Annotated in this window: 12 protein-coding genes and 1 pseudogene; 3 read left to right on the top strand and 10 right to left on the bottom strand. The window is 35.5% G+C overall.

The genetic code is table 11. The features are described 5' to 3' along the window. Positions 1-111 precede the first annotated feature (111 nt). Positions 112-366, top strand: coding sequence for a hypothetical protein (locus RHOW815_RS03605; protein ID WP_215216983.1), 255 nt, complete (start codon positions 112-114; stop codon positions 364-366). A 167-nt stretch (positions 367-533) separates the two neighbouring features. Next, a pseudogene (locus tag RHOW815_RS09305) lies at positions 534-1,042 on the top strand (IS30 family transposase); the annotation flags it as partial. A gap of 214 nt (positions 1,043-1,256) precedes the next feature. Here the strand turns inward: RHOW815_RS09305 and RHOW815_RS03595 are convergent. Then, the gene (locus RHOW815_RS03595; RefSeq protein ID WP_215216982.1) at positions 1,257-2,240 is read right to left on the bottom strand and encodes a hypothetical protein; all 984 of its coding nucleotides are present in this window, start codon (positions 2,238-2,240) and stop codon (positions 1,257-1,259) included. Positions 2,241-2,247: 7 nt separating this feature from the next. Then, the gene (locus RHOW815_RS03590) at positions 2,248-3,849 is read right to left on the bottom strand and encodes a hypothetical protein (RefSeq protein WP_215216981.1); all 1,602 of its coding nucleotides are present in this window, start codon (positions 3,847-3,849) and stop codon (positions 2,248-2,250) included. A gap of 327 nt (positions 3,850-4,176) precedes the next feature. On the opposite strand from RHOW815_RS03590, the gene RHOW815_RS09020 reads away from it, so the two are divergent. Further along, positions 4,177-4,257, top strand: coding sequence for a transposase (locus tag RHOW815_RS09020; protein WP_215216984.1), 81 nt, complete (start codon positions 4,177-4,179; stop codon positions 4,255-4,257). A 152-nt stretch (positions 4,258-4,409) separates the two neighbouring features. On the opposite strand, the gene RHOW815_RS03580 is transcribed toward RHOW815_RS09020, so the two are convergent. The 8 genes from RHOW815_RS03580 to RHOW815_RS03545 all read right to left on the bottom strand — a co-directional run. Next, positions 4,410-5,252: a polyprenyl synthetase family protein gene (locus RHOW815_RS03580; protein ID WP_215216980.1), complete on the bottom strand. Its 843-nt coding sequence runs from the start codon at positions 5,250-5,252 to the stop codon at positions 4,410-4,412. Continuing rightward, entirely contained in the window at positions 5,209-6,618 is a 1,410-nt protein-coding gene (locus RHOW815_RS03575) for a UDP-glucose dehydrogenase family protein (protein WP_215216979.1), read from the bottom strand. Before RHOW815_RS03575 ends, RHOW815_RS03580 begins: the two co-directional genes overlap by 44 nt. A gap of 15 nt (positions 6,619-6,633) precedes the next feature. Next, complete coding sequence (locus RHOW815_RS03570; protein WP_215216978.1) at positions 6,634-7,311, bottom strand: ABC transporter ATP-binding protein; 678 nt, start codon at positions 7,309-7,311, stop codon at positions 6,634-6,636. Beyond that, positions 7,311-9,224 carry an ABC transporter permease gene (locus RHOW815_RS03565; RefSeq protein ID WP_215216977.1) on the bottom strand — a complete coding sequence of 638 codons (1,914 nt, stop codon included), beginning with the start codon at positions 9,222-9,224 and terminating at the stop codon, positions 7,311-7,313. Before RHOW815_RS03565 ends, RHOW815_RS03570 begins: the two co-directional genes overlap by 1 nt. A gap of 21 nt (positions 9,225-9,245) precedes the next feature. Further along, positions 9,246-9,404, bottom strand: coding sequence for a 50S ribosomal protein L33 (gene rpmG / locus RHOW815_RS03560; RefSeq protein WP_215216976.1), 159 nt, complete (start codon positions 9,402-9,404; stop codon positions 9,246-9,248). 97 nt (positions 9,405-9,501) lie between these two features. After that, positions 9,502-11,388, bottom strand: coding sequence for a hypothetical protein (locus tag RHOW815_RS03555; protein ID WP_215216975.1), 1,887 nt, complete (start codon positions 11,386-11,388; stop codon positions 9,502-9,504). A 109-nt stretch (positions 11,389-11,497) separates the two neighbouring features. Continuing rightward, complete coding sequence (gene tsaD / locus RHOW815_RS03550) at positions 11,498-12,529, bottom strand: tRNA (adenosine(37)-N6)-threonylcarbamoyltransferase complex transferase subunit TsaD (RefSeq protein WP_215216974.1); 1,032 nt, start codon at positions 12,527-12,529, stop codon at positions 11,498-11,500. A 166-nt stretch (positions 12,530-12,695) separates the two neighbouring features. After that, a partial coding sequence (locus RHOW815_RS03545) for a hypothetical protein (protein ID WP_215216973.1) occupies positions 12,696-12,882 on the bottom strand: 187 nt, incomplete at its 5' end.

The raw sequence follows: 12,882 nt of genomic DNA, 5'->3' as shown, positions 1-12,882 counted from the left end.
TAGATCCATTGAATAAGGTTTAGGCATTTCTCTACCTCCATATATTTTGTTGGAGAAAAATATACAACTTTATCAATAATATTTTAAATAACTATAACTGATCTAATAGATGTGGAAAATTTTTTTAAATGGGTTGCAGATTCTGCTTTGTATACGAAAGACAAGTTATTGAAAAATAATGACTACATATGGGTTACATGCGTCCGCGAAACAATTACTGAAGCAAGAAGACTAATAGAAAAAACAGAGGAAGAAATCGTTTGGGAGAACCGAGAAAAAGGATACAAAACCTCAGGCTTTAAGTCTTTGTATGGAGGAATTGAGCAAAGATGGCTGTTGGTGTTTTCAGAACAAGCATATTTGTGAGAGAAGAAAACTTTAGAGAAGAAGCTAAAGCAAGTTCTGTGGCATTTTGAAAATCAGGAATTTCATTGTGAGGAAGGAGCTGTTAAAGCTTTTGAAGTGGTTAGGAAGAGGCACAAATTGCATGTGATTGAGGCATAAATAGTGTCTATTAGTAAGTAGCTAGGTCGAGGCAAAGTATTGTAGAAAAAAGGACTCGTTTAGGAGACTGGGAACTAGATACAGTCATAGGGGCAGGACATAAAGGCGTAATTGTATCAATGGTAGAAAGAACTTCCAAGCTAAATTAAGCTCGCCAAAGTTTCTCATAAAACTGCAGAGGAAGTAAGTCAAGCGTTAATTGAACAACTTAAACCTATCAAAGATTTTGTACACACATTAACAGCAGACAACGGAAAAGAATTTGCCTATCACCAAATGGTTAGTTTCGAGCTAGAGACAGACTTCTACTTTGCAACGCCCTACCATTCTTGGGAAAGAGGCTTAAATGAGCATACAAACGGACTAGTTAGGCAATATTTTCCTAAAACACAAAGCTTTTTAGATACGACTTCCAAGGATATGGAAAGGGTGGAAACTTATACTAAATAACAGACCTAGAAAGGCTCTCAACTTCGAAACTCCACTAGAAGTGTTTAGGAGATTATCTACAAACATGCTATGCTCGGGTGCACAATAGATGTTTTTTCAAGTATTTATATGTTCTTTTTTGTGCACTTCGAGGTTGAAAGGGCCTTCATAAATTACCTCTTTAGTTCTGCTTTTGCAACCAAGGCATGATGCCTTAGTTGCAAAAGCTGTTTTTCTTTGCTATTTACCACTAAGTGTCAATTTAAGTCTTGTCTATTACACTCAAGAGACCCCGTGATCTTTAATGCATAGTAATTGCATTGTTAAGTTTGAATATTATGTAATGCGGTTTTTAATTGATAGTTATCATATGGATACCACTGCGTATATTCAAACTTTTTTTCTTTTGGTAAATTAATAGGCCTTTCGTATACAGATCCGGGTAAGTCTTTTGATAATTCTTCTGGATAGGTTATTGAATCTTCTTTTTGCGCTACCTCATAAAGTCTCCCCCATTTAGACTGATGGCTCATCCAAAAAAGCACTTTCATAACCAATCTACATACTGTCGTGAATCTATTAGCTTGATCGCAATTGTTTTTGTCTTTTTCATATATAAGAAAAATCTTCCTGCAAAACAAAAGAACACTTTCTTTTTCATCTGTGTTAAAACCTATGCCATTTTGTTTCATTTTTTCTCGAATTTTTATGGCTTTTTCTGCCATAGAACCAATTGTAATCATTCCGGTATAGACCGCTTCTTGATTAGCTGATGGAGGAATTCTTTCATCATAAGCATGTTGAAATCCCCACCAAGTAAGACCTGCATCTAGATGCTCAGTAACAGCTAATAGTTCCTGATAGTTTTGGGCTTTATCTATTGCGGTTGTCACCTTTATCGATAAAGGTTGTTGCAATTGCTTTTCATAAGAAGGCCATTTAGACTGATGGTTCATCCAAAAAATCGTACTTATAACAAATCTATATGTAGTTGTTAATGTATCTGCTTGTTCACAATTAGCTTTATCTTCCCCATATAAACGAGAAACCTCCTTAGATAATAAAGTAACAGCATGCTTTTCTTCTGGCGTGAACTTAATGGCGTTTTGTTCCATTTTTTGTCTAATCTGCATGGTTTTTTCTACGACAGCACCAATGGAAATCGTGCCCTGCATCGATGCTTGATCGGTAATGGTAATGTATTGATAGCCCCAAGGTGAAAGTCTTGCATGAAGATTTTTAGCGATAGGCAATAGTTCTTGATAGGTTTGAATATTGTGTAATGCAGCTTGTAAACTTATGGTCATATTTTTTTTACTCTTGTATTTGTTGATTATCTTGTTCTCTATTATATGCGAAAGCAAGCTCGACTAGAGCAGGTAAGGCAACTTCTCTAATAAGATCAAGGTTTGACGCTAAAGGAAAAAGATGCCCTAGCAGCGCATACGTTCCTACAGGTCCTCCAACCCATAAAGTAGCTAAACTCACCTCTTGGATTACTGCTTTAAGCCTAGATCCCACATAAAGAACTGGTGTTGGTAAAACGATATTGCTGAGTAAGCCTCTTTGCGGTACAGGTATTTCTATTCCTGCTAAGGATAAGTTCCTACGGGAATATTCTATACAATTATAGAAGGCTCTTCCTTCCATGCCCATAACATAACGGACAACCTCTCTTTGGCGAAGAATTTCTTCTATTCCAAATGGTCGGTTTTCTTGCCGTGCTCTTACAAATGTAGCCCACAGCTCTTCTAATCTACCAGCATCCAGTCTAAAAAACACTAATGGATCTTTATTTCTTTGAGCAATAATTTCTCTATAGATTTGATCTATCATATCCTGAAGATGTTCCTTAGGCCTACTCCAAGTTTGACTTTTTGAAACTTCTCTTGCCCAATCTACTAGTTTTTTTCGAGGAACTTCAGAAAAAATAATATCGGCTTTTCCTGCTGTTTTTATAAGGTGCGCAATTCTAATAAAATATCCTTCCTCTTCAACTGTCTCAATAATAAGCGATGCATGTCCCATCCAGCTACAAGGACACTCATTGCTGTTATCGGCATTCATTAAGGTGATACACCAGTGATTCATATCTAAAAGAATCTTTTCATCCAGAGAGCTCTTTTGTTCTATTATTTTTTCTTTAAATTTGACATTACAGCTTTTCTCTCCATTTTCTTTGATAGGGTAAACATGAGGATATCTTTTTTTTATCCATTCTATTCCTTCGAATAAAGATAATTTATCCGGCATTGAAAAGGTTCTTGTAACTTCATTTTCTCCATATACTGTTCTATATCCTACTTCTTCACCCACACGAAAAAGAGTAACAGGATTACCATACTTTACTTCCCAAGTATGCAGCTCTTCTTGGTTCTCTATAAATTTAACAGAGTTATCTTCGTGAAGAATAGGATACATTTCTAATAAACGATTAATTGCTTCTTCTGGAGTAAGCCAATCAGGCGGATCAATTTGGCTTATGATGGTTTCTTTATCATTTATAATGTAACACTCCAGTTGGTCATTACGGCGGGTAAGGTGAGCTTTACGACCATCCTTTAAATGCCAAGTGTGGATTTCTTCTCCATATTCTATGAATTGAATACAATTGCTTTCTGAAAGGCTAGGGCATAATTCTAATAAAAAATGAATTGCTTGCTCCTGGGTAAAAGAAGCAGGAGGATCAATATCATTTATAGTAATAGCACCATTGCTAGTTATAAAATGGCATTCAAGTTTACCATTATTGCACATGAGATGTGCATTATCTCCGTTTACTAAGTTCCAGGTGTGAACTTTGCCTTCCTTTGGAACTTCTTCTTGTATTGGCACCTGGATCTTTGCTACTTCTACAGGTGCTTCTGCTTGTGAATATAAATTATAAAAACTGCTGAAAATCCTAGAGATTGTCATTTTTTATACTTCCTTGGTTGCTTTAAAAAAAGCCATGCTTATTGAGTACTCAATTAAAAAGATAATGCATGATAACAAAGAATTATTTTAATATAAAGTTTAAAAAATCTATAAATGTTCTTTAAACAACACGCAAGAGGGTTTTTGCTTAGAGCCTGTTTAAAATCTTTTCAATAAGGCATAAAGATAGTTTTCATAAAATCTTTGGAGGTAATTATGACCCACTCTTATCCAAGCGATATTTCTCGTAACCAATTTAGCAAAATCCATCTAATACTTGAGTCTACACGCAAAAAAACACGTCCACGAATAGTTGATCTATAGGATATTTTTTGTGGAATTTTGTACATTTTAAAAAGTGGTTGCCAGTGGCGTATGTTACCCATAGAATATCCTAAATGGGAATGATGTGATTATTATTTCCCTCTTTGGAATAAAAAAGATGATAAAAATTCTAAGAGTATTCTTGAAATAGTTTTAAAAAAAATTAGTTGGCGAGGTCAGAAAAAGCAGTGGTCGGAAAGAGAAAACAAGCTTTGTAATTATTAAAGAGCCTTAAATTATACACGCCGATGAATCATCTTATGTAAAAGCTCTTGGATTAGAGGAGCTGGACAGCTTAATTGATCAAGCTGCTCTAGCGCTTCCTTAAGCAGATTTTCTGCGAGTTGTTTAGCTTGAATTTTACCTAAGAGAGTAACCGCTGTGGTTTTATTTTCTTCTTCTATATCGAGTAAATCATCAACTATTTGAAATCCAAGTCCAATTTTTTGCCCACAATTGTATAAAAGTTGCATATCTCGATCAGAAGCTTTGCCAAGGATACCTCCAGCTTCGAGAGCAGCGGAAATTAAAGCTGCTGTTTTTCCTTGATGCATTTGTTGCAAGATCGACCATGAAATATTTTTTCTATCTATCAACAGATCGATTACTTGCCCTCCAATTAATCCATCCGCGCCTGATCTTTTTGCAAAGAGTTGGACTAAGTTCAGCTTTTGCTCAGTGCAATAAGAAGGAAGAGAGGAAAGGATCTCAAAGGCATAGGTAAGTAGATAATCTCCTGTAATCAAGGCTTGCCACTCTGGGTATGCTTTATGTAGTGTGGGTTTTCCTCTTCGCATATCATCATTATCAATACACGGCAAATCATCATGAATAAGAGAATAGGTATGTATGAACTCAATAGCACAAGCGGGCAGGATCGTTTGAGAAAGGGGAACCTTGAAAGTAGATGCTGCTGCTATTAATAATAGAGGACGTAAGCGCTTAGCAGGGGCTAAAAGAGAATAGCGTGCAGAAGAAAAAAGAGATGCATATGTTGTAGTTAGCTTAGGGCTAACTAGTTTTTCTAATGCTTCTTCAAGTTCGGTTTGTGCTTGAGATAGAAATGATATTTTTCTCATTTATTTTCTGAGTGTTTGGTTGCTTATGGGAGTAATCTGTTGGTATGCCAATTCCAAAATAAGCAAAACCTAATTTTTCCATTTCTTTTGGTTGATATTGATTGCGTCCATCAAAGAAAGCTAGATGACGCAAAAAAGGAATGATTTTAGTAAAATCAATGTAACGAAACTGTCGCCATTCTGTAGCAAGCACGATGGCATCAGCTCCTTGCACAGTTTCATATTCATCCTTGCAAAAAGTTACTTGATGGCAAGGGCCTAAACGCTCACGCATAGCTGGCATAGCTACAGGATCAAACAGGCGTAAATTAGCTCCTTGCGAGAGTAAAGTTTCAATGAGAGAAAGTGCAGGGGATTCTCGAATATCATCTGTGTGAGGTTTAAAGGAAAGCCCCCAGATTGCAATGGTTTTATTAAAAATCCCGTTAAACTGGCTAAAATAACGACAAATTTTATCTGCAAGTACTTTTTTTTGCTGTGTATTCACATTTTCGGTAGCTCGCATTAATGATAGATCTAAATCATATGTTTCTGCCGTAGCGCAAAGAGCCCTAATATCTTTTGGAAAACAAGACCCCCCATAACCTATTCCAGCGTATAAGAAATGGTAACCAATTCTTTGATCTGCACCAATGGCTATGCGTATATCATTAATATTAGCACCTGTTTTTTCACATAAGCTAGAGAGTTCATTCATAAAAGAGATTCGCAAAGCAAGCATGGCATTTGCTGCATATTTTGCCAGTTCTGCAGAAGAAGGTGCCATAACTAAGATTCGATCGTGGTTGATAGTAAAAGCAGAGTAAATCTCTCGCATGATTTTAGCGCTGTCGAGATTATCAACCCCAATAATAATACGATCGGGCTTCATGCAGTCATTGATTGCATTACCCTCTTTTAAGAACTCAGGATTAGAAACGACATCAAAACCGATGAGTGCATTTCTTTCTTTGAGAATTTGTGCAATATGTTGCTTGACCAAAGAGGCAGTGCCTACAGGTATTGTTGATTTATTGACAATGAGGAGTTGGTGCTTCATATGCTCAGCTATAGAAGTGGCCGCTGAAAAAACATAGGAGAGATCACAGCTACCATCTGCTTTAGAAGGGGTTGCTACGGCGATAAAACAAACTTGAGAGATTGCAGTAGCTAACTGATAATCTGTAGTAAAGCTTAAGCGTCCGTCTTCTACATTGCGTTCAATCAACTCTTTTAGGCCAGGCTCATAAATAGGGATTATGCCTTTTTGTAAATTTTGAATTTTTTGCTTATTAATATCTAAGCAAATGACATGATGTCCCATTTCAGCAAAGCAAGCTGCTGTTACCAGACCAACATACCCAGCGCCAATAATTGCAATGTCCATATTTTCTTAGTCTTTTTATAAATTTATTTTATTTGTAACTTCGGATAAAAAGCCATCTTTTAAAATGAGCACTCTATCACATAAATTTGCGGCTTTTAGATCATGAGTTACAATAATTATACTTTTGCCTTGTTTTTTAACCAGACGAAGAAGCATGTCATAAACTATTTCTGCATGAAAGGAATCCAGGCTTCCGGTTGGCTCATCTGCTAAAATAAGATCGGGATTGTTGCATAAAGCACGCGCAATAGCAAGTCTTTGCTTTTCTCCACCAGAGAGAAATTTAACAGGTAGATGAGCATGTTTTTGCAGCTCAACAGCAGATAATAAACGTAACCCAAGTTCTTGTTTATTAAAACGCATACGTGCAATTTTTGCTGGCATAATCACATTATCAATTACGCTATAATTTTCTAAAAGATATTGGGATTGAAAAACAAATCCTAGCTTTTTTTTACGTATTGCATAACAGCTTTCTTCTTTTGTAGCTACGCCACTGATGATTAGTTCACCTTCAGATGGGGTATCTAATGTACCTAAAATATGCAATAGAGTGCTTTTTCCAGCTCCAGACTTCCCTACAATTGCTAAAGACTCTTGATGATTAATAGTTAAATCAATTCCTTTTAGTAATTCTGTTTGACAAGGATAAGAAAAAGATTTTTTCAAATTCTTAGCTAGTAAAATAGTCATTATTCAGACCTCAAGATAGCACTTACATTTAGGTAGCATGTTTTTATAGCAGGGGCAAGAGCTGCAAATAAAGATAAAATAGGAGTTGCAATGAATACAAATTGGATAGCTTGAGAACTAAATGCAGAAGGGATTGTTTGTCCAAAAAAAACAGGATTTAGTAACGCTTGTCCTTGTAAAAGACTTAAAGTAGAAATAACAAGATCTAGATGTCTTAATGTAAATAGCCCGGCTGCAATTCCAATACAGCTACTCATTAATCCCATGATCATCCCGCAGAATCCAAAAATGAAAAGAATGCTTTTTTTACTAGCCCCCATAGCTAATAAAATGCCAATTTCCTTTTTTTTGTTATCAACTAAAATCACAAGTTGCGAAACGATATTACAGCAAGCTACCATTAAGATAATCACTCCCACTAAAGTAAATAAATAGCGATCGCTTGCAAACTGCTGCAGCATATCTTTTGCGAAATCATATTCTGTAAAAGGAGTTATTTTCCAATAAGCAGCTATCCCTTCTTCTTCTAGTTGCTTTTCTAATTCCTTTTTAATGAAATCGGTATCTGTAAGGTTATCAACCCAAATAAGCACTCCATTTGATTCTGTTTTATTTAAGTGAAAAGAGGCATTGGAAGCGTTAATTGTTTGAGTGATACGAGGGGGAACTAAAATGCTTTTATAGCCAGAAAATAGAGGTCCTGGATCATAAAATCCTGCTACAAAAATAGGTAATCTTTGTTCTTGAACAGAGCTCATGCTTAAACTAGAATAAGATAAATAGCCACGATCAGCTACTTGTACCCCTTGATCTTGAAAACTCTTAGCTAAAAATACTCCGGTCTCTTGGCCTAAAACAACAGAAGGTTTACACCATCTGCCTTCTGCAACTTCTAATCCATCACCAGATACCTTGCCTCGTAATAGGTAGTTTTTAAAGGGGATTTCAATAGTAAAAAATAGATCTTTTAAAGTCTTTGCTTGAGGAGTCGCTTCTATTTTTACTACATGGAACAAACAAGATTTTTCTAGAAAAATAGGCTTATCTATCAAATAGGAGGATTTGTTTTTTTTAATAAAGTAGACTTCTTGTTGTATTTTTTTTATCATCCCTTTTTGGAAATCAGGAAAAGCCCCTTCATTTTCTGTTAGCAGAACATAAGAGAGATCTGAAATAGATGCCTGCGCTGGCAAAGATACCTGCTCAGGAATCATGCTTATGGGAATTTCCCAACTATACTTTGGTTTAAGAGACTTAATAGCAATTACGTGTAGAGCATCATTGATTTGGGATTGAGAGAATAAGCGAGTGAGCTCATCGGTTTTTAAAGGAACAATCAACGTATCTAAGAAAGGGTTTTTTTCAGGAAAAGAACTTAAATAAGAAGCTTGAGTTAAATAGCTCTGAGTTGCCTGTTCTTTTGGCTTTTTTCTAATCATTTGCAGGCGTAGCATAGCTCCACTTAATTCAAAATCCTGATAGGTGATCTTGTGCGTATTCTCTATTCTTCCCAAAATAGCATAGAGCTCTTTGGCTAAATCTTTTGTTTGTTCCTTTTCTTTAAAGTGTAAAGGAAGCTCTTGATCATAGTTTTCGTCATAGGGATCTGTCTTTGAAGAAAGAACTTTTTCCCTAATTGTTTTATGGCAATATTGAGACTTATGAGCTAAGGCATCTACCTGATAATAATAAGAAGAAAAATAGGCATCGGTAGGATTGATTTTTATAGCGGAGTGAACAGTGGTTAATTTTGCTTTCCAATTATTTTCAATACCATCGGTTATCGATAAAAAAACCACAATTAACCAAACGACTAAAGAAAGAACAAAAATGGATAAAAGGGAAATGAGTGCGGAGGATAGGTGTTTTTTACGGGGTATTAAGTATTTGAAAGCAATTTTTAGCTCAAACATTAATACCCATAGATTAAAAAATTACTTTGCTTGTTTAAAAATCACGTGCTTTCTCCGTGTCTTATCGTATTTTTTTAGTTCTTTACGTCCTGTAGAAGTGCGCTTATTTATGGTAGTCCAATAGCATTCGTTGCTTTCTGTGCTTTTCATTTTAATGGTTTCTCGAGCTGTTTTAGCCATACTATACCTCTTTTTTTAACAACTCATTTTAAAGCAAGCACTTATTAATCAACAAGAAAAATAGGTAGAGATTTTCTGTAGACTAAAAATTAAAAAGTTATAGAACAAGGTTTATTCCAAGATGAGCCGTTTTTACATAAGAAAAAGAAAGTAACTCAGCGGTATTAGATTCTGGCACTAGGTCAGCTAAACCGGTTACAATAAGGCCTTGTAATAGAAGTTCTAGTGTTAAAGTCTGATCTACTTTTTTGTGATAAGAATAACTGTTCCATAACATCCTGATAGCAAGAGGGGCATCTTTAAAAGATATAAATAAACTAGCTTGGATATCCGCTCCAAAAGATTTTTTTAATAAATCTAGTGTGGAATTATTTAAAGGTAGGGGTATTCCTGTTTTTTTAAAAAAAACTTCTTTTAAGAATTGATTCTTTAGTTCTTCTATTTCTGGATCTAGTTCACTGAGCTTTTTCTGTATCCTTAGAATAAGCTCTTGCATGTCATCTTGTTGTAGAATGGTAAGGTATTCTTTAATAAGAGATTTGTCAAAGAAGAAATTTAAGGCTTGCAGTACCTGTTGCTCTACTGGTTGAGCTAGCAACTGATTAATCACAGGAAGAAATAGAGGGGTAAATATAGTATTTAATGATTGATTGCTTATATGAGAGTTCATCAATAGAACAGCATATGCTAACACTCCAAGTTCTGAGGGGCAAATTTGTTGGATAGTTCTCTTTAGCACTAATCCAGTAAACCCCGAAGAAATACGATGAATTACATGAGCTGTAATTAAAGAAGCAACCCGTTGTAGCAGCTGTCTTTTTGCTTCTCCGTTCACAAAATGAATAGTTAATATCTTAAACCGCTGACAGCTTTCTCGGATGGAGGCTTGATTATACACTAAAGAGGATACAATAAGGGGAAGAGCAAAGGATATAATTGTAGAGTTTTCTGTAGCATCTAAATAATATTCAGTAGCTTTGGATGCAGCTATTGCGGGAATAATTTTATGAAAATAATCTTTAAAAGATTCATCGGTTTTAAAAAGCAGCATCCCTGCATAAGCAAAAATGATTTCAAAAAAAAATTTTAAAACTTCTTTTGCAGTCTCTTCAATTTGCTCTTGGTAATATAGACCAATAACTGATATCCCTGATAGGGAACACAGTTGTAGTAGCGTCTTTTGCGCATTAGACGATACAAAGTAATTGCTAGATGTTACGGTTAAGGCAAAGGAATTGCCCACAATCATTAAGATTTTTTTCAATGAGGTTATTAAAGAGCTGCTTGCTAAAGCAAGGGGATTATACGATTCAGGAATAGCATTTAATAGCGAAGGGGTGTAACTACCAAGTACTTCTCCCATGTTCTCTTCAACCGCAGAGAAGATGGTATCGATAGCAGTATTTTCTTCTATAGCGCGTATTTCTTCCGAAATTAAATCTTCTGTGCTTATAGAGCGATGTAATGTTACTAATGTATGTATCTCATCGCAATAAGATATAGCCTCTGCAATTTTTTCTCTACTAGGATTGTCTAGTCTATTTACTAATTCTTCTTTAAGTGTTTCAAGAGCTTGTAATTTTGGAATTTCTTGCCAAGGTATGTGTCTTGTATTTAGTTGCTTGCAATACTTAGAAAGTTTTTTAAGTTTTACTAAAAGCTGATTTTCCACGAAGGCTATTTGCTCAGCTCTTCTAGAAAGAAGATAGCAACTTTTTTGATAAATATATTCCATACCTGTCAAATTTGCCATGTATTTTGTAGAGAACAAAACAGCAGAAACGGTTGAACTTCTGGGATGGCGCAAGATGGGATAAACCACATTAAAGGTATTTTGCAGTTGATTATTACAAGTGTTTAAAAAATGAGCTGTTTTTGTTTTTAAATAACCAATACCCTGAGTGTAGGAGGCTACTGCGTTAAGAGCTAAGCCTGGGGCTTGATTTAAATTACGATAAAGATATAAAGGTAGTTCTAAACTCATATTATTTTTATTGTTTATTAAAAATAAACCAGCGGTTTTATTATACCATTTTATCTTATAATTGTTTAGATTTAATTAACTTAAATTATTAATCTTATATTAAGAATTATTAGATAAGGTTTTTCCAAAGAGGGATGCGAATCATAGGTTCAAGCGATAAATCATCTGCTTGTTTGTTAAGGAAATGGTGGTAGCCTAAACCCGCAATCATGGCAGCATTATCCAATGTAAGTTCTTTAGAGGGAAAAAAGAGGGGAAAAGCACAGTTCTTTTCATGAAAAATATCTCTAAACCTTTGATTATTAGTAACTCCTCCTCCGCATACAATAGCTTTGCAATGAAAAGCATCCGCTGCTTGTATAGCTTTTTGCACGACATCATTAAGTGCTGTTTCTTGAAAAGAAGCGGCTACATCTTTTTTTTGAGCCTCAGAAATAATTAAGGGAGAGATTTTTGCAGGGTTTTGTCCTTTAATAGCATAAAGAACGCTTGTTTTAAGCCCAGAAAAAGAAAAATCCCAAGGGGATCCTTTAATACGGCAAGGTTTAAAAGCAAAGGCTTTGGGATTTCCTGTTTTAGCTAAAGCCTCAATAGAGGGTCCCCCAGGATAGGGAAGGGAAAGCATTTGAGCTACTTTATCAAAGGCCTCTCCGATAGCATCATCTTGGGTTGTCCCTATAAACCGATAAGAACCAATTGCTTCAATTTTTACCATAAAGGTATGTCCACCTGAAATGACAAGCCCTAGGCTAGGGAAAGGAGGAGAGATATTAGGGGGCATCATAGCAGCATAAAGGTGAGCTTCTACATGATTGACCCCTACAAAAGGTATTTTCCAAGCAAGAGAAAGCGCTTTAGCAGAGTTAAGACCAATAAGCAAGGCGCCAATCAACCCGGGGCCTCTAGTAACAGCAATTCCCTGAAGAGAGGAGGGATGTAATTTTGCTTGGGCTAACGCTTGCTCAATAACAGGAATGATTACATCTACATGCCGGCGACAGGCGAGTTCAGGGAATACGCCACCGTAGGGCCTATGTAACTCTATTTGGGAATAGATAACATTGGCTAAAATTTCACTCCCATTACGCACAATAGCGCAAGCTGTTTCATCACAACTGGTTTCTATTCCTAAGACTAGCATGTGATTAAATATAGCAAAATAAGAGGTATTTTTGCATGGCTTAAAACTTCTTTAAACAAACTTAAAATTTTATTTAGACAAAAAATGTATAATCATTATTATTTTTTTTTGACATAGCTAAAAATTTTTTAGCTTTAACCGAAAAATAGGATATAGTAGTGCCAATTCAAACGGCTAGCTTAATGGGGTTGAAGTCAACGACTTGAAACTTGTCGTTAATCCTATATTTCAAAACATCTGTTAGTTTCGGTATCTCTTCTAAGAGCCTGTTTAAAATCTTTTCAAAAGTAGAGCAATAAAAGCAAGAACCACCATATTCAGGCTTGTATGTAGTTTTCTTTCGCAATTTTTCC

The organism is Candidatus Rhabdochlamydia sp. W815 (assembly GCF_018642185.1).
In the GTDB taxonomy this organism is placed as follows: Bacteria; Chlamydiota; Chlamydiia; order Chlamydiales; family Rhabdochlamydiaceae; genus Rhabdochlamydia; species Rhabdochlamydia oedothoracis.
The sequence above is the reverse complement of the archived record's forward strand: the minus strand, read 5'-3'. Positions and strand labels throughout refer to the sequence as shown.